The sequence below is a fragment of the Sphingomonas sp. SORGH_AS_0870 genome, from assembly GCF_031453175.1.
Classification (GTDB): domain Bacteria; phylum Pseudomonadota; class Alphaproteobacteria; order Sphingomonadales; family Sphingomonadaceae; genus Sphingomonas.
Window position 1 is genome coordinate 64,133 of sequence record NZ_JAVIYW010000002.1, and the last position, 25,144, is coordinate 89,276.

Annotated in this window: 23 protein-coding genes and 1 tRNA gene; 11 read left to right on the forward strand and 13 right to left on the reverse strand. The window is 68.2% G+C overall.

The genetic code is table 11. The features are described from left to right. Positions 1 to 20: 20 nt before the first annotated feature. Genes QE363_RS00675 through QE363_RS00690 form a run of 4 tightly spaced genes read left to right on the forward strand, consistent with a single transcriptional unit; the run spans position 21 to position 3,243 of the window. Positions 21 to 392 (forward strand): helix-turn-helix transcriptional regulator, encoded by a 372-nt coding sequence (locus tag QE363_RS00675; RefSeq protein WP_309690751.1) that lies wholly within the window; start codon positions 21 to 23, stop codon positions 390 to 392. Continuing rightward, the gene (locus QE363_RS00680; protein ID WP_309690753.1) at positions 389 to 1,633 is read left to right on the forward strand and encodes a HipA domain-containing protein; all 1,245 of its coding nucleotides are present in this window, start codon (positions 389 to 391) and stop codon (positions 1,631 to 1,633) included. The genes QE363_RS00675 and QE363_RS00680 overlap by 4 nt, the downstream gene beginning before the upstream one ends. Before the next feature lie 48 nt (positions 1,634 to 1,681). Next, positions 1,682 to 2,095: a hypothetical protein gene (locus QE363_RS00685; protein WP_309690755.1), complete on the forward strand. Its 414-nt coding sequence runs from the start codon at positions 1,682 to 1,684 to the stop codon at positions 2,093 to 2,095. After that, entirely contained in the window at positions 2,056 to 3,243 is a 1,188-nt protein-coding gene (locus tag QE363_RS00690) for a hypothetical protein (RefSeq protein WP_309690757.1), read from the forward strand. Before QE363_RS00685 ends, QE363_RS00690 begins: the two co-directional genes overlap by 40 nt. A gap of 193 nt (positions 3,244 to 3,436) precedes the next feature. Here the strand turns inward: QE363_RS00690 and QE363_RS00695 are convergent. Both QE363_RS00695 and cpdR read right to left on the reverse strand, forming a co-directional pair. Then, positions 3,437 to 3,511: transfer RNA gene (locus QE363_RS00695), tRNA-Val, on the reverse strand. A 45-nt stretch (positions 3,512 to 3,556) separates the two neighbouring features. After that, positions 3,557 to 3,934, reverse strand: coding sequence for a cell cycle two-component system response regulator CpdR (gene cpdR, locus QE363_RS00700; protein ID WP_307104665.1), 378 nt, complete (start codon positions 3,932 to 3,934; stop codon positions 3,557 to 3,559). 100 nt (positions 3,935 to 4,034) lie between these two features. Here cpdR and QE363_RS00705 point away from each other — a divergent pair, with 100 nt between their 5' ends. Then, positions 4,035 to 4,892: an N-formylglutamate amidohydrolase gene (locus QE363_RS00705; protein WP_309690759.1), complete on the forward strand. Its 858-nt coding sequence runs from the start codon at positions 4,035 to 4,037 to the stop codon at positions 4,890 to 4,892. Positions 4,893 to 5,194: 302 nt separating this feature from the next. On the opposite strand, the gene QE363_RS00710 is transcribed toward QE363_RS00705, so the two are convergent. The 3 genes from QE363_RS00710 to QE363_RS00720 all read right to left on the reverse strand — a co-directional run bounded on the left by QE363_RS00710 (position 5,195) and on the right by QE363_RS00720 (position 8,011). Further along, complete coding sequence (locus QE363_RS00710; protein ID WP_309690761.1) at positions 5,195 to 5,734, reverse strand: cytochrome b; 540 nt, start codon at positions 5,732 to 5,734, stop codon at positions 5,195 to 5,197. Positions 5,735 to 5,737: 3 nt separating this feature from the next. Next, positions 5,738 to 6,511 carry a SapC family protein gene (locus tag QE363_RS00715; RefSeq protein ID WP_307101322.1) on the reverse strand — a complete coding sequence of 258 codons (774 nt, stop codon included), beginning with the start codon at positions 6,509 to 6,511 and terminating at the stop codon, positions 5,738 to 5,740. 75 nt (positions 6,512 to 6,586) lie between these two features. Further along, a complete protein-coding gene (locus QE363_RS00720) occupies positions 6,587 to 8,011 on the reverse strand; it encodes an FAD-binding oxidoreductase (protein WP_309690764.1) in 1,425 nt (474 codons plus the stop codon). Positions 8,012 to 8,077: 66 nt separating this feature from the next. On the opposite strand from QE363_RS00720, the gene QE363_RS00725 reads away from it, so the two are divergent. The 3 genes from QE363_RS00725 (at position 8,078) to QE363_RS00735 (ending at position 10,322) form a co-directional block, all read left to right on the forward strand. Next, positions 8,078 to 8,527 carry a hypothetical protein gene (locus tag QE363_RS00725; RefSeq protein WP_309690766.1) on the forward strand — a complete coding sequence of 150 codons (450 nt, stop codon included), beginning with the start codon at positions 8,078 to 8,080 and terminating at the stop codon, positions 8,525 to 8,527. Between the two features lie 144 nt (positions 8,528 to 8,671). Beyond that, positions 8,672 to 10,096: a DEAD/DEAH box helicase gene (locus QE363_RS00730; RefSeq protein WP_309690768.1), complete on the forward strand. Its 1,425-nt coding sequence runs from the start codon at positions 8,672 to 8,674 to the stop codon at positions 10,094 to 10,096. A gap of 4 nt (positions 10,097 to 10,100) precedes the next feature. Next, positions 10,101 to 10,322, forward strand: a complete 222-nt coding sequence (locus tag QE363_RS00735) for a DUF1289 domain-containing protein (protein WP_309690770.1) — start codon at positions 10,101 to 10,103, stop codon at positions 10,320 to 10,322. A 160-nt stretch (positions 10,323 to 10,482) separates the two neighbouring features. Here QE363_RS00735 and QE363_RS00740 read toward each other — a convergent pair whose 3' ends face one another. After that, a complete protein-coding gene (locus QE363_RS00740) occupies positions 10,483 to 11,250 on the reverse strand; it encodes an enoyl-CoA hydratase/isomerase family protein (protein ID WP_309690772.1) in 768 nt (255 codons plus the stop codon). Positions 11,251 to 11,824: 574 nt separating this feature from the next. On the opposite strand from QE363_RS00740, the gene QE363_RS00745 reads away from it, so the two are divergent. Together QE363_RS00745 and QE363_RS00750 are read left to right on the forward strand one after the other, a co-directional pair. After that, entirely contained in the window at positions 11,825 to 13,252 is a 1,428-nt protein-coding gene (locus tag QE363_RS00745; RefSeq protein ID WP_309690774.1) for a glucoamylase family protein, read from the forward strand. A gap of 28 nt (positions 13,253 to 13,280) precedes the next feature. Next, positions 13,281 to 14,060, forward strand: coding sequence for an SDR family oxidoreductase (locus QE363_RS00750; RefSeq protein ID WP_309690776.1), 780 nt, complete (start codon positions 13,281 to 13,283; stop codon positions 14,058 to 14,060). A gap of 6 nt (positions 14,061 to 14,066) precedes the next feature. Here QE363_RS00750 and rarD read toward each other — a convergent pair whose 3' ends face one another. The 6 genes from rarD to QE363_RS00780 all read right to left on the reverse strand — a co-directional run bounded on the left by rarD (position 14,067) and on the right by QE363_RS00780 (position 22,112). Further along, positions 14,067 to 14,960, reverse strand: a complete 894-nt coding sequence (gene rarD, locus QE363_RS00755; protein WP_309690778.1) for an EamA family transporter RarD — start codon at positions 14,958 to 14,960, stop codon at positions 14,067 to 14,069. Between the two features lie 220 nt (positions 14,961 to 15,180). Further along, positions 15,181 to 16,473, reverse strand: coding sequence for a dihydrolipoamide acetyltransferase family protein (locus tag QE363_RS00760; RefSeq protein ID WP_309690780.1), 1,293 nt, complete (start codon positions 16,471 to 16,473; stop codon positions 15,181 to 15,183). Between the two features lies 1 nt (position 16,474). Next, positions 16,475 to 17,482 (reverse strand): alpha-ketoacid dehydrogenase subunit beta, encoded by a 1,008-nt coding sequence (locus QE363_RS00765; protein WP_309698030.1) that lies wholly within the window; start codon positions 17,480 to 17,482, stop codon positions 16,475 to 16,477. A 190-nt stretch (positions 17,483 to 17,672) separates the two neighbouring features. Beyond that, positions 17,673 to 18,968 (reverse strand): 3-methyl-2-oxobutanoate dehydrogenase (2-methylpropanoyl-transferring) subunit alpha, encoded by a 1,296-nt coding sequence (locus tag QE363_RS00770; RefSeq protein WP_309690782.1) that lies wholly within the window; start codon positions 18,966 to 18,968, stop codon positions 17,673 to 17,675. A gap of 213 nt (positions 18,969 to 19,181) precedes the next feature. Next, the gene (locus QE363_RS00775; protein ID WP_309690784.1) at positions 19,182 to 21,161 is read right to left on the reverse strand and encodes a sialate O-acetylesterase; all 1,980 of its coding nucleotides are present in this window, start codon (positions 21,159 to 21,161) and stop codon (positions 19,182 to 19,184) included. Between the two features lie 93 nt (positions 21,162 to 21,254). Then, complete coding sequence (locus QE363_RS00780) at positions 21,255 to 22,112, reverse strand: endonuclease/exonuclease/phosphatase family protein (protein WP_309690786.1); 858 nt, start codon at positions 22,110 to 22,112, stop codon at positions 21,255 to 21,257. A gap of 187 nt (positions 22,113 to 22,299) precedes the next feature. On the opposite strand from QE363_RS00780, the gene QE363_RS00785 reads away from it, so the two are divergent. Further along, the gene (locus QE363_RS00785; protein WP_309690788.1) at positions 22,300 to 24,414 is read left to right on the forward strand and encodes a TonB-dependent siderophore receptor; all 2,115 of its coding nucleotides are present in this window, start codon (positions 22,300 to 22,302) and stop codon (positions 24,412 to 24,414) included. A gap of 36 nt (positions 24,415 to 24,450) precedes the next feature. On the opposite strand, the gene QE363_RS00790 is transcribed toward QE363_RS00785, so the two are convergent. Next, positions 24,451 to 25,134, reverse strand: a complete 684-nt coding sequence (locus QE363_RS00790; protein ID WP_309690789.1) for a Fe2+-dependent dioxygenase — start codon at positions 25,132 to 25,134, stop codon at positions 24,451 to 24,453. Between the last annotated feature and the right edge of the window lie 10 nt (positions 25,135 to 25,144).

The following is a 25,144-nucleotide window of genomic DNA, read 5'->3' on the forward strand; positions in this document are numbered from 1 at the left end:
ATGCATATAGGCGTCCAGATATGGCCAGCAAAGTTGCATGGATCGGTCATAAAGGCCATATTTGGACGATGCTGCATACGCCCAGCGAAATCGCCGCCGATCTCGGCCGGAGGATCCAGCATCGTCGCCTGGCGATGAACCTGACGCAGGTCGACGCGGCGGCCCGTGCTGGCGTGTCCTACCGCACCTGGCGGCGCCTCGAAGCTGAGGGCAAAGCCTCGATCGACGATCTTGTCCGTGCCGCCGTGGCGCTGCGGTGCGAGCAGGATCTGTTCACCCTCTTCCCGGAGCCGGTGGCCAGTTCGATGGATGCCTTGCTGGAGCAAAAACGGATGACCGAACGCACCGCGCCGAAGCGCCGCCGCCGGGCCGCGTCGAGGGCCACGTCGTGAAGCTGAGGCCGGGGGCACCGCTGGGGCTAGCATTGGCGTTCGACGATGCCATGCCCGCTGCGCCGGCCGGCCGGGTCGTGATGGCCGGTGGCGTCGCCCAGCTCGAATGGTCGCCCGACGTCATCCGCGGCGGCTTGCCCGTGGCCCCACTCCTCTATCCTCCGGAACCGGGCCTGCACGCCGCGCGGAGTCGGTCGTTCGGCGGGCTGCACGGCTTTCTGGCGGACAGCCTGCCCGATGCCTGGGGACGGCTGCTGCTGCGACGTCGCCTCGCCCGTATCGACGTTCAGTTCGACACGCTGAACCCCGTCGATCAGTTGGCCATCATCGGTGCCGGTGGCCGCGGCGCGCTGGTCTATCAGCCAGCCACCACGCCCGACGACGCGATCGGGACGATCGACCTCGATGCCCTGGCCGAGGAATCACGGTTGCTCCTCGCCGGAGACGAGGGCGCGCTGGTCGACACACTGGCGGCCTTGGGCGGCGCATCGGGCGGCGCTCGTCCCAAAGTTCATGTCGGCTTCGCCCCCGATGGCGCGATCAGCGTCGGCAAGGCCGCGGACGGCCATGACGCTTGGATCGTCAAGTTCCGCGCGACCGGCGACCCCGTCGATATCGGCCCGGTCGAGGAAGCCTATACCCGCATGGCCCGCGCGGCCGGTCTGACGATCGCGGAGTCCCGCGTCCTGCCCGAGCGCGACGGGCCTGGCTATTTCGCGACGCGCCGCTTCGACAGACCGGCCCCCGGACGCCGGCTGCACATGGTATCCCTCGCCGGGGCAGCCGAAGCCCCGTCCGAGATGCCGAGCCTCGACTATGACGGATTCCTGCGCGCGACCCTGGCGATCACCCGCCATGCCGGCGACGTCGAACAAGCCTTCCGCCGCATGGTCTTCAACGTCCTGGCGCATAATCGCGACGACCATACCCGGCAGCATAGCTATCTGATGGGACCGAGCGGTGAGTGGCGCCTCGCCCCGGCCTATGACCTGACCTTCTCGGTCGGCCCGGGCGGCGAACACTATCTCGCGGTCGAAGGCGAAGGCCGCACCCCGACCCGCGCGCACGTCCTCGCACTGGGCCGTCGCCATGGACTCTCGGATCGCGTCATCACCCAGATCATCGACCGGACGCGCGGCGCGCTGGCCGAATGGCCGGTCATCGCCGCCGATGTCGGCGTCACTGTCTCGCGACGCGAGATCGCGGATCGCCTGAAGGTCACCGACGACCACTTCGGGTGAGAAGAAGGCCCTACACGTGGGTGTTACCCACGTCAGGAAGGAAAAGACATGATGAGCATCGACGCGGACGCCGGCGGCACCGTCGCGATGACGCCGGGGACCGGCCCGGTCCTCCCCCAGGACATGATCGACGCGGCAACCGCCGACGCCATCCTGCGGCTCGACCGCAAGATCGCCCGTGCGATCCAGACGGACCGGGGCATCAACCTCAAGTCGGAGGATCTCGACCTCCTCACCCTGGTGGGGGCAGTGAACCTGCTCGGAAAGGCGCGAAGCGAAATCCTGAAGGAAAAAGCGCAGTGCCGGCACCGAAAGTTCTCTACCGCCGGGGTGAATTCCACCTCGATCACGTCCGGGGCAAGGACGGCGAGGTCGTCAGCCCGAACCTCTACATCTGTTGGTACGACCCGGCCTCCGGCCGAATGCAGCGACGCAGCACGCGCACGCCTGATCTTCGCCTAGCGATCGAGGTGCTCGACCGCCACTATCTGGCGTTCCACCAGCCTGCCGATGACGACAGGGCGTCCTACACGGTCCATCAGGCGATGACGGACTATTGGACGCTGCACGGTGCCGAGCAGGCCAGCGCCGACGCGATCCGTGCCCGGCTGAAACTGGTGACCCGGTTTATCGACCATGAACTCAAGGTCGGTGTATTGCGTGAACCCGTGCTGCCGAAGGTCCTGGACGCCGAATGGCTGAAGCGATTTCGCCATTGGGGGACCGAGATCGATCCCGTGACCCAGCGGCGGCGTGATCCGAAGACCGGCGGATGGACCGTGTCGATCCGCAAACGCGCGAAGTCGACGGTCGAGGAGAGCATCATCCAGCTGAAGGCAGCCTTGCGGTTCAACGTGAAGCGTATGGAGGCGCTGCCCGAACTGAAGCACCTGCCCCGCGCCGCCGTGACGCCGGTACGCAACTTCCGCCTCTCGCTCGATCAGATCGCCGAGATGCTCGACTATACGGCTGAGGGTGATCCGGCGCTCAGCGCGGCGCATCCGGCACGGTTGATGCCGCTGCGCCGCTATCTGATTGGTGCGATCTGCACGCTGGCGCGTCCGGATGCGCTCTATGACATCTCGGTACACCCGGACCGACAGCAATGGCACCGTGATGCCAGCGTGCTCGACCTCAATCCTGCGGGACGAATCCAGACTCGCAAAAACCGACCGGCGCTTCCCGTGACATCGCTCCTGGCGAACTGGCTGGAGGCGACGGACGATCGGCTGGTCTGTCATGAGAGCGTGGTCGAGGAGGATGAGGACCGTTGGGTGGTTCAGCGGTCTGTCGCGGACGTCAAGAAGGCGTGGAGAGTCATGGCGGATCGGTTCGGTGTGCCGGTCGGCTTCGGACCCAAGCTGATGCGCCACAGCATGGCGACCCTGATCGCACAGCGCGGCGTCTCGCAACAGGAGATCCCCCTGGCGCTCGGTCACGTGGTGCTGCCCCCGTCGACACGGCGCTACGTGATCTTCAGTCCGGCTTATCTTTCCGAGACCCGACAGGGGCTGGAGGACATTGCGTCCGAGCTGGCGCGGAAGATGGCGACGCCGCTTCACGCAAAACCCACGCAAGTCGGTCCGGATGGACGGCGGCGGCGGACGTGATGGCCGGTCGCTTTCACGCCATCGCTGCCGGTCCCAACTCGCTGGCGCAGCCGCCCTAGCACCACCGAGGCCCCCGTGAGCCCGGATGTTCCACTCGGTATGACACGCAAAAGGCACGCAAAACCGTGACGCGCAACTCGGGGGCCCGAAAACCAAAAACCCCGCTAAGCCGTTGGCCTAGCGGGGTTTTCGATGGTGGGCGTGGCAAGGATTGAACTTGCGACCCCTGCGATGTCAACACAGTGCTCTACCACTGAGCTACACGCCCGCCGGAGGCCGGCCAATTAGCCGGGGTGTGGGGGGCTGGCAAGCCCTAAATTGCACCATCGACCGAATTTGTCTGAAAAAGGCGATCTACCTCCATCACCAGGTCGCGCAGGTGGAAGGGTTTGGACAGGACGCGGGCGTTGGGAACCGCCTGCCCGGCCTTCAGCGTCACCGCCGCAAAGCCGGTGATGAACATCACGCGCAGGTCGGGCACCATCACGGCGGCGCGCTGGGCCAGTTCGATGCCGTCCATCTCGGGCATGACGATATCGGTCAGCAGCAGGTCGAACCGTTCGCTCTCCAGCAGCGGGATGGCCGCCGTGCCGCGATCCACCGCCGTCACCCGATAGCCCGAACGGGTCAGCGCCCGCGTCAGATATTCGCGCATGACCTCATCGTCTTCGGCCAGCAGGATGTGAAGCATCTCTTGATCCCGATTCATGTGGTGGCCGTTCTAGCGGCGAGGCCGTTAAGATTTCCAGACCATTGCTTGCCTTGCCGCCCCGCCATAGGATCGCCCGTCAATGGCCCAAGCGAACCCCGGCCCCTGCTATGACGGTTACGGGCTGGCGCTGCCCGCCGGTCCGGTCGTGCTGTCGGTGCCGCATGGCGGGCGGGACTATTCCCCCGCGCTCGTCGCCGCGCTGCGCGTGCCGCCGTCCGCGCTGATGGCGCTGGAAGACCGGCTGATCGACCGGGTGGCGATGGCGGCGCGCGGCGACGAGCCGATGCTGATGCAACGCACTCCGCGCGCCTGGATCGACCTGAACCGCGACGAGGGCGAGCGCGATCCGCTGATCGATGCGGGCGCGCGGATCGGCGGGCGCAGTTCGGCCAAGCTGCGCAGCGGACTGGGGCTGGTGCCGCGCCGGACCGCCGGTCATGGCGACATCTGGGCGCGGCGCTTCACCGATGCCGAGATCGTCGCCCGGATCGAGACGGAGCACCGACCCTATCACCAGGCGCTTGCAGCCTGTCTGGCGGCGGTCCGGGCACGGTTCGGGGTGGCGGTGCTGCTCGATCTGCATTCGATGCCGCCGCTGGGCGGCGCGACGGTCAGCCCCAGGGTGGTGATCGGCGACCGGCACGGCACGACCGCCGAGCCTCGCTTCGTCCGCCGGATCGAGGCCGCCGTGCGCGGGCTGGGCGTCGCCGTCACCCGCAACGCGCCCTATGCGGGCGGCCATATCGTCGAGCGGCACGGCGATCCTCGCCGCGGCATCCATGCGATCCAGCTGGAGCTGGACCGTTCGCTCTATCTCGATGCCGCGCTGGAATCGCTGGGCGAAGGCTTCGATGCCACGGTAGCCTTGGTCCGGGGGGTGATCGCCGCGCTTGGCGCCGAGGCGCTGGGGCAGGACCTGCCGCTCGCCGCCGAATAAAAAACCACCTCGCGCAAGGGGGAGAGCGCGAGGTGGCCAAGGTTCAGGGAGGAGACACGCTGAAAGCGTGTCATACGACACCGCGAAAGGGGGGACACGATGCCGTACAGGGTATAAATAAGAAGGGGCCTATTTGGTTCAACCCCGCCTCCCGCAATTCGTCATTTTTTCGTAACGGGTCGTGGGATGCGACGGCCTGACGAGGGGTATCCCGTTCTGCGAGGGTGCCGACCGGTCTCAGGCGGCCACACCCCTCCACCATGCTTGGCATGGCCCCCCTCCCCTTGCAGGAGAGGAAAGGCTCAGCGCGTGCGGAAGCTCATGCGCGCGAGCAGGCCGTCGCGCAGCAGATAGTGATGGCGCAGCGCCGCCGCGACATGGATCGCCACCAGGGCCAGCATCGCCCACCCCAGAATCTCATGCGCCTCATGCCCCAGCCCGGCGGCGGCCTTGCCGATGGGCAGAGGCGGCACGTAGAACAGTCCGAACCAGCTGACGGGGCGCGGGACGTCGCGGCCCGATCCCATCGCCCAGCCGCTCATCGGCATGACGATCATCAGGACATAGAGGGTCATGTGCAGCGCATGGGCGCTGCCGCGCGCCCAGGCCGGGACCTCGGCGGGCAGCGGCGGCGGGCGATGGCCCAGCCGCCAGAGGATCCGGCCGACGGTCAGCGCCAGCACGGTCAGCCCGATCGCCTTGTGCAGCGGGATGGTCCCCGGCAACAGGCTTTCGTGGAGCAGGCCGATCGCCAGATTGGCGACCACCAGGACCGCGATCGCCCAGTGAAAGGCGATCGCGACATGGCTGTACCGCGCCGTCGCGGCGACCGGCCCGCCCATGGCTTAGCCGATCGGCTGAAGCTGCGGCTGGGGCATCTTGCCCAGTTGCATCTGGCGCGAGAAGATGTCGCGCATCAGCGAGAGCGAGAAGAGGTGCGCATAGAGCAGCGGGAGCATGCCCGACTGGCTCATCTTGCGCAGCTGGTCGCCGCGCAGGTCGACCAGCTTCTCTTCATTGACCATCTGGAAACCGCGATAGACGAAGGGCTGCTCGGCGCCGTCGGGCTGGATCGAGACTTCGCCGTCCATCAGCAGGCCCATCTCGACCAGTTCGGCCATGAAGTTCTGCGTGCGCGCACCGGCCTGTTCGAACGATTCATTGAACGCCAGGATGTTCTTGGTCAGCTCGCTGGGCTGGCCATTGTCGAACAGTGCGTCGCCGTCGTCGAACGCGCCGATGGTCGGCGAGGTCGGGTCGAAGCAGAGCGACAGCTCTTCGGCCTCGGGACGCAGGCGCGCCAGCATGTACGGATAGCGGCGGACATAGGCGGGGACGTAGAAATTCGTCTCGGTCAGACGGCCCTCGTCGCTGACGAAGACGTTGACGCCCTCGTTCAGGCCCATCAGCGCGAGCGGGATCGGCGCCTCGCCGACCGAGAAGACGATCGGCATGAAACGCTGGACCAGCGGGAATTCGTCGACGGTGACGGGGATGGCATGCTGGCCGGCGAGGAAGGGCGCCGTTTCCTGCGGACGGACCTTGTAATTGGCGTGAGCCTCGCTCGAAAGCGGCTCCAGGCCGTTATAGAAAAGCGGAAGGGACGGCGCGCTGGCCATGATAATCTCCAAAAAACGCGTTCACGCGAGCCCCCCGGCCGCGTGTCGTGGCCTCGTGTCTATGGGGCCGGGGCCTTATGCGCAAGCGACGAGCTTGCCCGGATTGAACAGGCCGTGCGGATCGAGCGCCGTCTTGATGGCGCGGATCGCCGCGACCCGTTCGGGCGAGAGGCGGGCGAGTTCGTCGCGCTTCATCTGCCCGATGCCATGCTCGGCCGAGATGGTGCCGCCCGCCGCCGTCACCAGGTCGTGGACATAGCGGGTGATGGTCGCGGCCTGTTCGGCATAGAAACGGTCGCGGTCGGTGCCGGGCGCGGCGCGGACATGGAAATGGATATTGCCGTCGCCCAGATGCCCGAAGCCCGAGGCGTGGGTGCCGGGGAAGCGCGCGTCGCACGCCGCCGCCGCCTCGACCATGAAGCGCGGCATCGCCTCGACCGGGACCGCGATGTCATGCTGGACGGCCGGGCCCAGCGCGCGCTCGGCATCGGACAGCGAGTGGCGGAGCAGCCAGAACGCCTCGCCCTGCGCGTCCGATGCCGCGATCACCGCATCGGCGACCACCCCGTCCTCCAGCGCGGCGGCGAGTTGAACCTCCAGCATCGCGGCCGGATCGGCGGCGGGGTCGCCCGTCACCGCCTCGATCAGCACGTGCCAGGGATGCGACCCAGTCAGCGGCGCGCGCGCGCCGGGGAGATGCGCGACGGCGGCGGCCAGGCTTTCGGCGGGCAGGATCTCGAAACTCTCGATCATGTCGCTCGCGGCCTGCAACCGGCGCAGCAGCGACAGGCCCGCCGCCGGATCGGACAGCCCGACCCAGGCGGTCGCATGACCCGCGATCGCCGGTGCCAGCCGCAGCGCGGCGGCGGTGACGATGCCCAGCGTCCCCTCCGCGCCGATCAGCAGCTGTCCCAGGTCATAGCCGCGATTGTCCTTCTTCAGCGCGGACAGCCCGTCATAGAGCGTCCCGTCGGGCAGCACCGCCTCCACCCCCAGGGTCAGTCCGCGCATCGTCCCGAAGCGCAAGACCTGCGTGCCGCCCGCATTGGTCGAGACGAGCCCGCCCACCGTCGCATTGCCCTTGGCCCCCAGGGTCAGCGGAAAGCGCCATCCTTGCGCCTCGGCGGCGTCGTGCAGCTCGGCCAGGATCACCCCCGCCTCGGCGATCGCCATGCCCGCCTGCGCATCGATGCGGCGGATGCGGTTCATCCGGCGGGTCGACAGGATCAGCGCCGAGCCGTCCCCAGGCGGGGTCGCCCCGCCGACCATCGAGCTGTTCCCCCCCTGCGGCACCAGCGGCACCCGGTGTTCGACCGCAGCGCGCAGCACCGCCTGGACCTGCGCGGTATCGGCGGGGGCCAGGATCGCAGGCGCATGGCCGGAGAATCGCCGCCGCCAGTCGATCTCCCAGGGGGCAATCCGTTCGGGATCGGTGACGATCCCCTTGTCGCCCAGCAGGGGGCGAAGCGCGGCGATCATGGCGGTCTGGCTGGAATTCATGCCCCATCCGCTAAAACAGGTTCAGGAAGTGTTCAACGATCGCTGCTATGAGCGGGTCCCGCTGACATGCTGCGCCGCCCTTGGAAACTTGCCGCCGCCACTCTGGCGACGCTGGTAACGCCCGCCTTGCTGGGGGCGGCCGATCCGTCATTTCCGCAAGGGCGCTTCGCCCAGGTCATGATCCGCGAGCGGGTCATCGTCCGCGTGCCCCGCACCCCGATGCGGGTGATGACGCCGACCCGGTGGAAGGAGCGCAAGGGCCCCCGCTGCATCCCCGCGCAACAGCTGGCGGGCGCGCTGCCCGGCGAGGAGGGAACGGTCGACATCGTCCTGGCGGGCGGCAACCGGGTGCGCGCCCATCTGTCGCGCGCCTGTCGGCAGATCGACTATTACGCCACCTTCTATATCCGCCCCGGCGCCGACGGCCAGATTTGCGCGCGACGCGATCCGATCCGGACGCGGGCGGGCGGCACCTGCGATATCGAGCGCTTCCGCGCCCTGACGCCGGCGCGCTGACCATCGCCGCCCTGTCCGGCAAGCGGGTGATTCACGACCCGAACGCGGCAAAAACTTGACTTTTGCCGTCAAATCCGCAAGCGCCTACCCTTGCTGGGCGAGCGCGGGGCGATTCCCACTCCACGCCATATTCCGGAAAACTGCATGAGCTTTGCCGATCTCGGCCTCTCCGACGAACTCCTGAAGACGGTCCACGATGCCGGCTATACCGAGCCGACCCCGATTCAGGCGTCCGCCATCCCCTCCGTCCTGATGATGCGCGACATCATCGGCATCGCACAGACGGGGACGGGCAAGACCGCTTCCTTCGTCCTGCCGATGATCGACATCCTGGCGCATGGGCGCAGCCGCGCACGCATGCCGCGCAGCCTGATCCTGGAGCCGACGCGCGAACTCGCCGCGCAGGTGGCCGAGAATTTCGAGAAATACGGCGCCAACCACAAGCTCTCGATGGCGCTGCTGATCGGCGGCGTGTCGATGGGCGACCAGATCAAGGCGCTGGAAAAGGGCGTCGACGTGCTGATCGCGACGCCGGGCCGGTTGATGGACCTGTTCCAGCGCGGCAACATCCTGCTGACCGGCTGTTCGATGCTGGTCATCGACGAGGCGGACCGGATGCTCGACATGGGGTTCATCCCCGATATCGAGGAAATCTGCACCAAGCTGCCCAAGCAGCGCCAGACCCTGCTCTTCTCCGCGACGATGCCGCCGCCGATCAAGAAGCTGGCCGACAAGTTCCTGGAAAGCCCCAAGACGATCGAGGTCGCGCGTCCCGCCTCGACCAACATCAACATCGCGCAGTTCGTGGTGCCGGTCGCGCCCCAGTCGTTCGAGAAGCGCAAGCGGCTGCGCCAGCTGCTGGGCCAGGAGGAGGTTCGCACCGCGATCATCTTCTGCAACCGCAAGACGACGGTGCGCGAGCTGAACAAGTCGCTCAAGCAGCATGGCTTCCGCTCGGGCGAAATCCACGGCGACATGGAACAGCCGCAGCGGCTGGCCGAGCTGGAGCTGTTCAAGCGCGGTGAGATCAACATCCTCGTCGCCTCCGACGTCGCGGCGCGCGGGCTGGACATCAAGGGCGTCAGCCATGTGTTCAACTTCGACGCGCCCTGGCATCCGGACGATTATGTCCACCGTATCGGCCGCACGGGTCGCGGCGGCGCGACCGGCACCGCCTATACCTTCGTCGCGCCCGACGATGCCGAGAATCTCGAGAATATCGAGAAGCTGACCGGCCAGACCATCGACCGCCTGGAACTCCCCGCCCCCGTCGAGGAGGAGCGCCCCGGTCGCCGTCCGCGTCGCGAACGCAGCCAGCGCGCCGCCGAGATGCCGGTCGAGCCCCCCCCAGCCCCCGAGCCGGTCGAGGAGGCGCCGCGCGCCCGTCCGGCACGCCCGGCCCGCGAGCCGGAGCCCCGGCAGGAGCAGCCCCGGTTCCAGGATGCGCGCCCGCCGCGCGGCGACGAGCGGCGTCGCGACCGCCGCCGCTCCAATGCCGACGAGACGCCCGATGACGGCGGCTGGAACGGCCCGATCCCGGACTTCCTGAAAGTCTCGTTCGGGATCTGATCCCATGTCGCTCGACATCATCAGCTTCGTCGAACCGGAACCCGCGAGCATCGCCAGCCCGTGCGTGCTGGTCTGCACGATGGACAAGGCGACGGGCTGGTGCCTGGGCTGCGCGCGGACGATCCGCGAAATCTCAAACTGGAGCGCCAAGCCGCCCGAGGAACGCCGCGCGATCCTGGCCGCCCTGCCTGCGCGCAAGGCGGAACTGGCGGCGAAGCAGGGCTGAGGGGATGGCGGGCCCGGCCCCGCGCCCCCTACCCCACCCGCCCGTTCAGCCTGAGCGAAGTCGAAGGCCACGCTAAACCGCCGCCCCGCGCTTCTGGCGGCGTGATTCCCTTGGCCTTCGACTTCGCCCAGGCTGAACGGCGGGTCGGAGTTGCCGCCCCCTATCGCCCCACGAACCGTCCGGGTCGGCGTTCGCTGACCGCGCGTACCCCTTCGGCGAAATCCTCGGTCCGCATCAGCCTGGCCTGCTCGGCCAGTTCATGGTCGGTCGCCGCCTCGATCAGTGCGCGCAGGTCGCCGCGCAGCGTCCGACGGGTCGATGCCACCGCCAGCGGTGCGCCCGCCGCGATCTCCCGGGCCAGCGCCAGGGCCGTCTCGTCCAGCCGGTCGGGCGGCACCAGCTGGTCGACCAGCCCCCAGCGTTCGGCCTCCTCTCCCCGGATGCGCCGCCCGGTAAGCAGCATCATCGCCGCGCGCTGCCGCCCGATCACGCGCTCCAGCACCGCAGAGATGCCGAAGCCGGGATGCAGGCCGAGCGCGACGAAATTGGCCACGAACCGCGCCTCGGGAGTGGCCACCCGGAAATCGGCGACCAGCGCCAGCCCCAGGCCTGCGCCCACCGCCGCCCCCTGCACCGCCGCCACGACCGGCGTGGCGACCCCGAACAGACGCGCCGCCGCGACATAGAAGGGGCTGCGCGCCCCCGGCGGCAAAGGCTCCGCCACCGGGTTGGCGTTCACCAGGTCGGCCCCGGCACAGAAGACCCGACCTTCGGATCGAAGAAGGATCGCCCGGATATCGGGATCGCGATCCGCCGAATCGAACGCATCACCCAATTCGGAAATGGTTCCCAGCCCCAGATGATTATGGGGCGGATTCCGTAGCGTCAGGACCGCCACCGCCGCGTCACGCCGAAATTCAACTGTCATGCCGCCCTCTTAGCGCGGTTTCCACGCGAACGGCCAGCACCATACCCGTTGCTCGAAAGACACAGGATCACCGCTTTAACCCAAGGTCCATCGACAAGGGCTTGAGCGGGCGGCCAAGACAGGATTAAGAGCCGTTCATGTCAGAATGACCGACCGAAAACAGGTCGGCATCAGGCATCGGAGGCCGCAAGGCTTCGTGCCGGGAGAGGATGCCGGGCGGCTCGGTGGCGAGCCGCCCTTTCCCTTTTTCGCGATCATCCCATCGCCGATGCGCCCGCCCGGATTGGGCAGGGCCCGCCCCGTACCGATTCGGCGTCTCGGCCACCCGGCCAAGTAACCGGTTACATTTTTTTATTCGCATGCCTGGACGGGCATGCTCACATCGGGCCGCCCGGCTGCCCCTATCATACTGTATCACCGACATATTTCGCCCAGCACGGCATCCGGGACGCCGGGGTCGGCCATGCCCCCTCCTGCTCTTCCCCGTAAAGGGTCGTTCCGGCTAGGTTGCGGGCCATAACGACCGGGCCGGGTCCAGAACGGCACGGCACCAGAAAAGAAGCAAGGAGAGACCATGTACGACCGCCGCGGCGTCCTGAATCTGGGCGGGCTGAGCCTCGCCGCCCTGATAACGGGATGTGCCGGGCCGCAGGGCCGGGTGAGCGCGCCGCGCATCATTCCGCAGGTTCAACCCGACCTGATCCGCGATCTGCAGGAACGCACCTTCCGCTTCTTCTGGGAAACGACCGATGCCGAAACCGGGCTTGCCCCCGATCGCTGGCCGACGCCGTCCTTCGCCTCGATCGCGGCGGTGGGCTTTGCGCTGACCGCCTATCCGGTCGGCGTCGTCAATGGCTGGATCACCCGCGAAGAGGCACGGCTTCGCACGCTGACCACGCTGCAATTCTTCGCCGATGCCCCGCAGGGGCCGGGCGAGACGGGGTTCAGCGGCTATAAGGGCTTCTTCTACCATTTCCTGGGCGTCACCAAGGGACAGCGCTTCGCCCGGTGCGAGCTGTCGACGGTCGACACCGCGCTGCTGCTGGGCGGCGTGCTGTTCGCGCAGAGCTGGTTCGATGGCGATCATCCCGACGAGGTCCGCATCCGCGCGCTCGCCGACCGGATCTACGGCGCGGTCGACTGGACCTGGATCACCCCGCGCGCGCCCCTGTTGTCGATGGGCTGGCACCCGGAGACGGGGTTCATCAAGTCCGACTGGGACGCCTATAATGAGGGGATGCTGCTCTATCTGCTGGCGCTGGGCTCCCCCACCCATCCGCTGCCGGAGGGGACGTGGCAGGCCTGGTCCAGCCGGTTCGAGCCGAGCTGGTCGGATCGCTGGGGCCAGCCGCATCTCCACTTCGCGCCGCTGTTCGGCCACCAGTACAGCCATGTCTGGGTCGATTTCAAAGGCATCCGCGACGGCTATATGGCGGGCAAGGGCATCGACTATTTCGAGAACAGCCGCCGGGCCGCCTATGCCCAGCAACGCTATGCCATCGAGAATCCGGGCCGTTGGCGCGGCTATGGCGCGGATATCTGGGGGCTGACCGCGTGCGACGGGCCGGGCGACTTCATCCAGACGATCGACGGGCTGCCGCGCGAATTCTACAGCTATTCGGCGCGCGGACCGGGCGAGCGCGACGACGGCACGCTGGCGCCCACGGCCGCCGCCGCGTCCATCCCCTTCGCTCCCGATATCGCGATTCCGGCGGTGCAGGCGATGCACGACCGCTATGGCCAGGGCATCTACGGCAAATACGGCTTTCTCGATGCGTTCAACCCGACGCTGACCAACCCGCCCGAGCCGTTGAAACATGGCGAGATCGTCCCCGGCATCGGCTGGGTCGACAAGGATTATCTGGGCATCGACCAGGGCCCGATCGTCGCGATGATCGAGAATCACCGCACCGGCCTGATCTGGAAGACGATGCGACGGAACCCGCACCTGCGGCGCGGATTGCAAAGGGCGGGATTCACCGGCGGCTGGCTGAACGGATAGGGACGGCCGCGCGATTTGGGAGGCGGCCATGACCGACACCATCCTGATTACCGGCGCATCGGCCGGGCTGGGCGCGGATTTCGCTCGCGCGCTGGCGAAAAAGCCGGTGACCTTGGTCCTGACCGCCCGGCGCACCGACCGGCTGGCCGCGCTGGCGCAGGATCTGGGGCAGCGACCGGGGGTGGAGATACATGTCGTCTCCGCCGATCTGGGACAGCCGGAGGGGGTGAAGACCTTGCTCGACGGGGTGGCGGATCGCGGCTTGCATATCGATACGCTGATCAACAATGCCGGTTATGGCGCGCTGGGCCCTTTCGCGGACGGCGATCTGGCGACGCAACTGGGGATGATCGACCTGAATGCCCGTGCGCTCGTCGCGCTGACCCATGCGCTGCTGCCCCCGATGCTGGCGCGCGGGCGGGGGGCGGTGCTGAACGTCGCGTCCACCGCCGCCTTTCAGCCGGGGCCCTATATGGCGGTCTATTATGCCAGCAAGGCGTTCGTGCTGCACTTCTCCGAGGCGCTGCACGAAGAGGTGAAGGGGCGCGGCGTGACCGTCACCGCGCTGTGTCCGGGGCCGACCAGGACCGAGTTCGCCGATGTCGCGGGCATGGCGCAGACGCCGCTGTTCGAACGCTTTGCGGGCACGTCGGACCAGGTGGTGCGCGACGGGCTGGATGCGCTCGGCCGGGGCCAGGCGGTGATGGTGTCGGGGCTGCTCAACCGGCTGACCGCCGCCAGCACGCGGGTGGCGCCGCGCGGGGTGTTGCGGCGCGCGGTCGCGAAATTGCAAAGCGGGCGGCGGTGAGCCGGTTTATTCGGCGGTGACGGGCGTCCGGCTCCCCCGCACGCTGTCAAAGGCATAGAGCGCGCACCCCGCCCAGATCAGCGCGAAGGTGACGATGTGCACGGGCTTGAGCGGCTCGCCGAACAGCAGCACCGCCTGCGCGAATTGCAGCGTCGGGGCGAGATATTGCAGCAGCCCCAGGGTCGAATAGCGAAGCCGCCGCGCCGCCGCCGCGAACATCAGCAGCGGCGCCGCCGTCACCGCCCCCGCCAGGATCAGCAGCATGTCGAGATGCCGGTCGACCCCGAACGCCGCCGTGCCGGTGGCGCTGGCCTGCACCAGCACCGCGAGCGCGGGCGCGGCCAGCAGCAGCGTCTCGACCGTCAGGCCGCCCAGCGCGTCGATCGCGGCGACCTTGCGGACCAGGCCATAGAATCCGAACGACAATGCCAGCGTCAGCGATATCCAGATCGCCCCGCCCCCGCTGATCGCCAGCACCGCCACGCCCAGCGCGGCGATGCCGACCGCCACCGCCTGTCCCCGGCGGATCCGCTCGCCCAGCAGCACGACGCCCAGCGCGACGTTGATAAGCGGGTTGATGAAATAGCCCAGGCTCGCCTCGAGCACATGGTTGTTCTGGACCGACCAGATATAGACCAGCCAGTTCACCGCGATCAGCGCGGCGCTGGCGCAGAGCAGCAACAGGGTACGTCCGCGCGCCGCCGCCAGGATCGCCCGCCCCCGCCGCGCGACCAGCACGACCAGCGCCAGCAGCAACAGCGACCACAGGATGCGATGGGCCAGCACCTGAAGCGCGGGCACGCCCTTCAACAGTTTGAGATAGAGCGGCAATATGCCCCAGCTGATATAGGCCCCGATGCCGAGCATCAGGCCGGTGCGGGCGTTATGGTCGGTCGTCATGCCGCCCCTGTTCCACGCCGGGGGCGCGGTTGGCAAGGCTTGGTCGGCGCGCGACCCTGACGTCCGCCCGTCTGCGAGGACAGGGCGGGTGGCCGGTGGATGGGGTGATGCGTGGCCTTCGACTTCGCTCAGGCGGAACGGAGGTGGGGGATGACTACCCACAGCCGTTCAGCTTGAGCGAAGTCGAAGCGCACGCCCCGCCCTCACCCCGGATCGCCCCTCAATCCGCGAACAGCATCACCGGCGTCTCCAGCAACCGCTTCAGCGCCTGGACATAGCTTGCCGCGTCATAGCCATCGACGACGCGGTGATCGCAACTGATCGACAGGTTCATCAACTTGGCGCGCGCGATCGTCTCGCCGCCGCGTCCGTCGGAGCGGAACACCGGTCGCTCGACGATACGGTTGGGGCCGATGATCGCGACCTCGGGCCGGTTGATGACCGGTGTCGTCGCGATCCCGCCGAGCGGCCCGAGCGAGGTCAGCGTGATGGTGCCGCCGCCCATGTCGCCCCCGGCGATGCTGCCGGTGCGCGCCGCATCGGCCAGCCGCGCGATCTCGGTCGCCAGCTGCCAGACATTGCGGCTCTCGGCGTTGCGGATGACGGGGACCATCAGCCCGGCGGGGGTCTGGGTCGCCATGCCCATATGCACCGCGCCCGATCGGGTCACGACGCCCGCCTCGTCGTCATAGCGCGCGTTGAGCATCGGGAAGTCAGGCAGCGTCTTGCAGATCGCGACGATCAGCAGGGGAAGCAGGGTCAGCTTGGGCCTGTTGCCGCGCCCCGCATTCAGCTGCGCACGGGTGTCCTCCAGCGCGGTGACGTCGATTTCCTCGACATAGGTGAAATGCGGGATGGCGCGCTTGGAGGCGGCCATGTTCTCGGCGATGCGGCGACGCATGCCGATGACGCGGACCTGCTCGTCGGCGCGGGGCGGGCGGGCGGGGGTATAGCCCTGCCCCGCACCATAACGCAGGAAGGCGTCGAGATCCGAATGGCGCACCCGGTCGCCCTCGGCAGGCTTCACGCTCGACAGGTCGATGCCCAAATCCACCGCCCGCGCACGAACGGCGGGCGAGGCCAGCACCTTCTTCTGCTCCCTCTCCCCTTGTGGGAGAGGGTCGGGGTGAGGGGGAGCCACGGGGGTTTCGGCTTGCGGAGCCCCCTCACCCCGGCCCTCTCCCACAGGGGGAGAGGGAGATTGCGCTTCTTCGACACCGGGGTTCTCGGCTTCGAGCACCGCCTCTTCCGTCGCGGGCGAAGCCTCCACCGCATCCGTCTCGATCACCATCAGCGCCGATCCGATCGGCACCTGATCGCCGACCTCGCCCGCCAACTCGACGACCGTGCCCGACACCGGCGACTCCATCTCGACCGTCGCCTTGTCGGTCATCATGTCGGCGACCGACTGGTCCTCCTCGACCCGGTCGCCCAGCTTGACGTGCCACGCGACGATCTCGGCCTCGGAGATGCCTTCGCCGATATCGGGCAGGCGGAAGGTGAAACGGGCCATGTCAGGCGTCCTTCAACAAGGTCTTGAGCGCCTGGCCGATGCGGACCGGGCCGGGGAAATAGGCCCATTCCAGGCTGTGCGGATAAGGCGTGTCGAAGCCGGTCACGCGCGCGATCGGCGCTTCGAGGTGATAGAAGCAGCGTTCCTGGACCAGCGCGGAAAGCTCCGCGCCGAAGCCCCCCGTCCGCGTCGCCTCGTGCACGATCATGCAGCGGCCGGTCTTCTTCACCGATTCCTCGATCGCTTCGATGTCGAGCGGGATCAGCGTGCGCAGGTCGAGGATCTCGGCATCCACGCCCATCTCCGCGACCACGGCGGCGCAGACATGGACCATCGTGCCATAGCAGAGGATCGTCACCGCCTCGCCTTCGCGCACCGTCGCCGCCTTGCCCAGCGGGATGCGGTAATAGCCGGTCGGCACTTCGCCGCCGGGATGCTTGGACCAGTTTTCGGCGGGGCGATCCCAATGGCCGTTGAACGGGCCGTTATAGATTCGCTTGGGCTCGAAGAAGAGGACCGGGTCATTGTCCTCGATCGCGGCGATCAGCAGGCCCTTGGCGTCATAGGGAGTCGCCGGGATCACCGTCTTGATGCCGGAGACATGGGTGAAGATGCCCTCCGGCGACTGGCTGTGCGTCTGGCCGCCGAAGATACCGCCGCCAAAGGGGGAGCGGACCGTGATCGGCGCGGTGAACTCGCCCGCCGAGCGATAGCGCAACCGCGCCGCCTCCGACACGAGCTGGTCGAGCGCGGGGTAGATATAGTCGGCAAACTGGATCTCCGGCACCGGGCGCAGGCCATAGGCGCCCATGCCGACCGCGACGCCGATGATGCCGCATTCGGTGATGGGCGTGTCGAAGACGCGGGTCTTGCCGTACTTCTTCTGGAGACCCGCGGTCGCGCGGAAGACGCCGCCGAAATAGCCGACATCCTCGCCCATCACGACCACATCCGGATCGCGCGCCATGACCACGTCCATGGCGGAGTTGATCGCCTGGATCATGTTCATGCGGGTGGTTTCGCCCGCCTGTTCGAAAGTCTCGGTCATGGTGTCGCTCACTGTCCCTCTCCCTTTGGGAGAGGGAAGGAGGCGCATAGCGCCGGGAGGGTGAGGGTGGGACGTAAGGCGAGGATACCCTCACCCTCCCACTCGGCGGTGCCGAGCGGGCCCCTCCCTCTCCCGATGGGAGAGGGGAAATTCACTTGCGCGCCCATGGCCGTCCGCTCGCCTCTTCCTCGTCGAGCATCTGCTGGCGCTGCTCGCGCAAATGCCAGGGCATCTCCTCGAACACGCCGTCGAACAGGCTGTCGAGCGGCTGGTGCAGGCCGTGGCCGAGAATCCCGTTCGCCTCGGCCGCCTTTTGCGCGGCGCGGACTTCCTCGGCGACTTCACGGTCCTGGGTCGCGTGACGCTCTTCGTCCCACTCCCCCAGCGCGATCAGGTGATCCTTCAACCGCCGGATCGGATCGCCCAGCGGCCAGGCGGTCGGCTCGCCCGCCGAGCGATATTGCGTGGGGTCGTCCGAGGTCGAATGCCCCTCGGTGCGATAGGTGAAATGCTCGATCAGCGTCGCGCCCTGGTTGGTTCGCGCGCGCTCGGCGGCCCATTGGGTGGCGGCATAGACCGCCAGCGCGTCATTGCCGTCGACCCGCAGCCCCGCAATGCCATAGCCGATCGCGCGCGCGGCAAAGGTCGTCGCCTCCGCCCCCGCGAACCCGGAAAAGCTGGAAATCGCCCACTGGTTGTTGACGACGTTCATCACGACCGGCGCGCGATAGACGGCGGCGAAGGTGCAGGCCGAATGGAAGTCGCCCTCCGCCGTCGAGCCCTCGCCGCACCACACCGCCGCGATCCGCGTATCGCCCTTGGCGGCGGAGGCCATCGCCCAACCGACGGCCTGCGGATATTGGGTGGTGAGGTTGCCGGAGATCGAGAAGAACCCGGCCTCTTTCGCCGAATACATGATGGGCAGCTGCTTGCCGCCCAGCCGGTCTGCGCTGTTGGAATAGATCTGGTTCATCATGTCGACCAGCGGCCAGTCGCGCGCGATCAACAGCCCCTGCTGGCGATAGGAGGGGAAGCACATATCCTCATAGTCCAGCGCATGGGCGGCGGCGACCGCGACCGCCTCCTCGCCCAGCGCCTTCATATAGAAGCTGGTCTTGCCCTGACGCTGCGCGCGGAACATGCGCTCGTCGAACGCGCGGAGCAGCACCATGTGGCGCAGCATCCGGCGCAAGGCATCGGGGGAAAGCCGGGGGTCCCAGGGACCGACCGCGCGGCCTTCGTCATCCAGCACGCGGACCAGCGTATAGGCAAGTTCGTGGAAGCTGTCGGCGGGCGCGGCGGTGTCCGGGCGGCGTTGCGCACCGGCGGGGGGAACCTCGACACCGGCGAAGTCGACCGCGTCGCCCGGCCGGAACTTCGGCTCGGGGACATGCAGTCGCAACGGGGCCAGGTTGGCGCGCGAAATGCCTTCTGGCGGCACGGCCATGCTCTCTCCTCAACGCTTCGCCCGATTCCATCGGGTCGTTGCTATCTTTCAACCCGATGGAATTTTATTTCAAGCGCCTTTTGTGGCGGCTCAACGGGTTGCAGGCAGGACACCCAGCCACAAACACCGTCGTCCCAGCGCAGGCTGGGATCTTTGGCAAGGATCGTCGTCATCCGCAAAAGGCCCCAGCCTGCGCTGGGGCGACGGGTTGCGTTATTGGTCGGTGATCGCCGCCTCGAACGGCACCACCGGATGCGGGGCTTCGTCATAGAGATTGACCACCGGCGCATCGGCCCAGGCATAACGCACACGCACATCCCCGGGCCTGGCATCGGCCAGCCGCACCTCCGCCCCGTTCACCGTCGCGTCGGCATAGCGACAGGCGGTGGCGTCACACAACTCGAACCCGATCGGCGCCGCCGCGCTCCAGGCGTGGAGCGCACCCTGCACGCCGGTAAAGCGCAGCACCACCTCGCTTTGGCCCCGCGTCGCCGAGGCGATCATCGGGCCGGAGGCCTTGGCGCGGTCGCCCGCCTCCAGATGCTTCTGCGCAAAGACCAACCGCTTGGCCAGCTCGTTCTTGTCGGCGGGATGGATGTCGTTGCGCACGCCGATATCGACCGTCGTGGCCAGCGCGCTATGCGGATCGCGCAGCACCGCCAGACGCTGCGTCTCGCGCAGCGCCGCCCAGCCGCTATCCTCGATCCGGACCGGCGGCGCGCCGTAATTGGCGAGCTGCACGATCAGGAAGGGCAGGTTCGCATCGCCGAACTGCCGACGCCAGCCCGCCATCAGGAGCGCCAGCCGATCGCCATAATCGGCGCGCCCTACATCCGATTCACCCTGATACCAGGCGACGCCCTTCAGCCCGATCGGCCCCAGCGGCGCGATCATGCCATTATAGAGCGTGCCGATCCCCGCATGGCTTTCCCAGGGGCTGCGCGGATAGCTCTGGTCGTCGCGCTTATAGACCGAATAGCGCCAGCCGGTGCCGAGCGGAATCGGCGCTCCCCCGGCGGGGGTGAAGCGAATCTGATCGGCCGGGCCGAACATACCGCCCGGACCATAGCCGTCGCCCAGTCCCACGACGATCTCGTTGCGCCCCTTTCGAAGCGCCGCGCGGGGCACGGTGTAGCGACGCCAGTCGCCCCAGCCGAAGGTCGCGCCCACGACCACCCCGTTGACCCACACCGTGTCCATCTCGTCGATCCCGGCCAGCTCGACCACGCCGTCGCCGGTCGGGGCCTGGGCCAGATCGAAGCTCTGCCGGAACCAGACCAGCCCGTTATAATCGGCCAGCGCGGGCACGCCCCATTCCTCCCATGGGCCGAATTTGGGCACCGGGGTCCAGTTCAGGCGGTCGGGCGCATTCCAGGGCTCCTGCCCCGCCCTGGTCCCGCTGGCCTTGCGCCACCACTCGCCCCAGCGGCCGCCGAACGCGCGAAGACCGGCGGCATGGTCGCGCGCATAGAGCGCCAGAAGGTCGACATCGGCGGCCAGCCCCGGCAGCTTGCGCGCATCGACGCCGGGGATCCACGGAATGATCTTGGTCCCGCCCCAGCTCGAATCGATCGCGCCCATCGGCACCCTGGACTTCGCCGCGAGATCCTTGACCATCAGATAGCAGGCGGCGGAGAAATCGGCGACGCTGGCGGGCGCGGCGGCGGCCCAGACCGGGCGCTTCTCCAGCGTCTCCTCAGGCGACAGGCCGACATGATGCGCGATGTCGAGCAGGCGGATATGGTCGTCGGCCGCGCCCTTGACCAGCATCTCGCCGTTCAGCGCCTGCTTGGTCGGATATTCCATGTTCGACTGGCCCGAGCACAGCCAGACATCGCCGATCAGCAGATCGTCCATCGCATCGGTCGCGCCGTCCTGGCCGGTCGCGGTCAGGGTCAGCGCCGCGCCGCCCGCCGCCATGGCGGGCAGGGTCGCGCGCCAGCGGCCCTGGCGGTCGGCGGTGGCATCGGCACTGTTGTCGCCCAGCGTGACCTTCACCCGCTCGCCCGCGTCCGCCGTCCCCTCGACGATGATCGGGCGGTCGCGTTGCAGGACAGCATGCGCGCTCATCGGGGTCAGGATGCGCGGCCGTGCCTCGGCCATGACCGGCCAGGCGGTTGCCGCCCCCAGAACCAGCGCCAGAATCGCCCGCCGCCCGGCGCCAGACCGTGATTGCCCTTCGCGCATCGTCATCCCTCTCCTGTCCCGTCGGGCCGCCGGTTCGCGGCCATCGGATTCCGGCAGGAGCATAGGAACGGGCAAATGATAACGCTATCGCAAAAGACGTTACCGGCCGTGCCCCGCCGCGAAGGACAGGGTGGCGCGGACCGGGAAATGATCCGACGGATAGGTCGCGCCCCGGTGCCAGCGGTCGGTCGCGATATGGTCCGCGCGAAAGCCGCGCAGGAACAGATAGTCGATCCGCCGGTCGGGCGTGCCGGTAAAGTCGTGAAAGGTCATCTCCGGCCCTTCGCGCCCGGCGGCGCTGGTCCAGGCATCGGTCATCGCCCCCGCCAGCGTGCGATAGGCCGCGCTGTCGGGCCGGGCGTTCATGTCGCCCGCCAGCACCACCGGCAACCCCTGCGCCAGCGCGGGCAGCCGCGACAGGATCAGCCTGGCCGCACGGTCGCGCGCCTCGGCATCCTCGTCGCGGTGCGGCAGATGCGTGTCGACGAACAGGAAGCGGCGGCGCTCCGCCCCCTTCGTCTCGAACACGCCCCAGTTCGCCATGCGCGGCAGGTCGGTGCCCCAACTCCGGCTGCCCACCATGTCGGGCGTGTCCGACAGCCAGAAATCGCCATGCCGGATCAGGGTCAGCCGGTCGGGGCGATAGAAGATGCCCATATGCTCGTCGTCATGCCCCCCGCGCCGGTCGCGCCCGAACCAGCGATAGCCGGGCAGCGCACGGGTCAGGTCGTCGCCCTGCCGCTGGAGCAGCTCCTGCGTCCCGATCAGGTCGGGCGCGGCGCGGCGGATGAGTTCGACCATCACCGGCCGCCGCACCGCCCAGCGCTCCGCCCCCTCGTCCGAGGCATAGCGGACGTTGAACGTCATGACCTTGAGCGGCTTTGCCCAGCCGCTCAGCGGGGCGAGCGTCGCGGCCAGCGCCGCCGCATGGGAGATGATTCGCCAGAATCCGGTCATTTCATGATCCTCAATCGCCATGGTCGCCCGGAAGTTGCCCGAGTCCCGACCGTCATGCCCCCGGCGCATGACAGCGCGGCATGTCAGCGGCGTGACAGGTAGCGGTATCCGATCATCACTTCATGATTGAGAGTTATTAGCATTATCGATATGGCGCGCCCGAAATCGATTGATGTGGGGGCTTGTAATGATGTCGAAGGCGATGGGGCGCGCCATGCTGCTGGCCGGGGCGATGATGGCCCAGGGCGTTCAGGCGCAGACCGCGTCGGCACTGCGGGGCGATGGGGCGGTACGCGACGATACGACGGACCGCACCGATATCGTCGTCACCGGCCTGCGCGACGCCAATGCCAGCATCACCGGCACCGACGCGTCGCCCGCCCGCTATCCCCAGAGCCTGCGCGTCATCGACCGCGCGCTGATCGACCGGCTGGGCGCGACACGGCTGGACGACACGATCGACCTGGCGGGCGGGGTCGCGCGGCAGAACGACTTTGGCGGGCTGTGGGACAAATATTCGATCCGCGGCTTTGCGGGGAACGAGAATAGTGGCCCCGACATCCTCATCAACCGGTTCAACAGCAATCTGGGCTTCAACGCGCCGGTCGACACCGCCACGGTCGAGCGGTTCGAATTCCTGAAGGGCGCCGCCGCCGCACTGTCGGGGCTGGGCGAGCCCGGCGGTTCGCTCAACATCGTCACCAAGACGCCGACCACGACGCTCCAGGGCGAAACCTCGCTCAGCTATGGCAGCTGGAACCGGCTGCGCGCGACCGGCGACATCAGCGGCCCCGTGACCGATACGCTGGCCGCGCGGCTGATCGGCGTGTCGGAACAGGGCGACAGCTTCCGCCAGTTCGTCCACACCGACCGGCTGCTGCTCGCCCCCTCGGTCTCGTTCACCCCGAGCCAGGACCTGCGGTTCCTTTACCAGGCCGAATTCATGCGCAACCGCGCGCCGATCGATCGCGGTGTGGCGGCGATCAAGGGCAATGCGCGCGCGATGGACCGCGACACCTTCCTGGGCGAGCCCGCCGATGGCCGGATGACCCAGCGCATGCTGTGGCAGCAGGGCAGCGTCTTTGCCGCGCTGTCCGACCGCGTCTCGCTGGAGGCCGGGCTGTCCAGCCGCGACGGCTTCCTGACCGGCTATGCGACCCAGCCCGATTTCGGCGGGCGCGGGGTGCAGGCCGATGGCCGGACGATCGGACGGTCGCGGCGCTTCCACGATTTCCGCTGGCAGGACCTGACCGCGCGGGCCGAGCTGACCGCGAAACTCGACTGGCTGGGCCTGTCGCACGAGCTGCGCATCGGGGCCGACCGGGTGCGCCACGGCATGGATTTCCGCATGGACCAGGCGCGCGGGCGGCCGGGCGCGCCAATCCTGACCATCGACGCCTTTGCCCCCGTCTATGGCCAGCCCCTGCCCGTGCCGACCGCGTTCCAGAACCGCCACCACTCCTTCCGCAGCGAGAGCCTCTATGCGCAGGACCTGATCCGCTTCGGCGATTTCACCGCGCTGATCGGCGCGCGCTGGAACAGCTTTCGCGAGACGATGGTGAACCATGTCCGCGGCGATCTGCGGCTGGATACGGTCGACCGCGGCATCACCCCGCGCGCCGCGCTGAGCTGGGCGGCCAGCCCGCGCTTCTCGCTGTTCACCAGCTGGGGCCAGTCGCTGCGCCTGAACCCATCGGACGGGATCAGCAGCTTCGATGCCGAGCGTAGCGAGTCCATCGAGATCGGCGCGAAATATGCGCTGTTCGGCGGCGCGCTGACCGGCCAGACCGCGCTGTTCACCATGACCAAGCGCAACGTGCTGAACCCCAATGCCACCGACGTCTTCACCAAGACCCAGATCGGCCGCCAGCGGTCGCGCGGGGTCGAGACGGTGGCCGACCTGCGGCTGGCCAGCGGGCTGACCGGCACGGCGACCTACACCTACACCGACGCTACGGTGCGCAACGACAAGAACGCCGCGCTGATCGGCACCACGTTGTCCAATGTCCCGAAGCATCTCGCCGCGCTGGACCTGCATCAGCGGGTGGGGACGGTGACGGTCGGCGGCGGCGTCACCCATGTCGGCGCGCGCAACGGCGACCCCTTCGCCAGCGGCTATCGCCTGCCCGCCTATACGATCGTGCGCGCCGATGCGACCTGGGCGGTGACGCCGCGCTTCGACGTGCGGCTCGACCTCGAGAATCCGTTCGACGTCTATTATATCAGCAGCAGCTATGCCGATGTGTGGACGATGCCGGGTGCGCCGCGCAATGTGCGGGTGACGCTGCGCGGGCGGTTCTGAGGGCTTGTCGCCCCGGCCCGGACCGGGGCGATCCGCTCAGGCGTCGGCCCAGCGGCGCAGCAGATTGTGATAGACGCCGGTCAGCTCGACCACCGATCGGTCCCCCTGCCCCTTCTCCGCCCCGACCCGCTGGATCGCGCGGTCGAGGTCGAACAGGATGCGCCGCTCGCCATCGTCGCGGACCATCGACTGGATCCACAGGAACGAGGCGACGCGGCACCCGCGCGTCACCGGCTCGACCCGGTGCAGGCTGGAGGCGGGGTAGAGCACGGCATCGCCCGCGCCCAGCTTCACCCGCTGTTCGCCGAACAGATCCTCGACCACCAGCTCGCCACCGTCATAGGCGGCCGGGTCTTCGAGGAAGAGCGTCAGCGACAGGTCGCTGCGCATGCGGAAATCGCTGCCGCGCTTCAGCCTGACCGCATTGTCGACATGCACGTCGAACGCCTGCCCCCCGGCATAGCGGTTGAACAGCGGCGGATAGACCTTCAGCGGCAGCGCCGCCGCCACGAACAGCGGCGACCGGCCTAGCGCGTCGAGGACCATCCGCCCCGCCTGGGTGGCGGCGGCGGAGTCCTCGGGCAGTTGCGCGTTGCGCTTGGCGAGCGCAGCCTGCGGGCCGGAGGTGGCGTTGCCGTCCGCCCATTCCCCCGCATCGACGATCGCGCGGACCTGCGCCACGCCGGCGGGGTCGAGGACATCGGGAATGGCGATCAGCATGACGGCAACG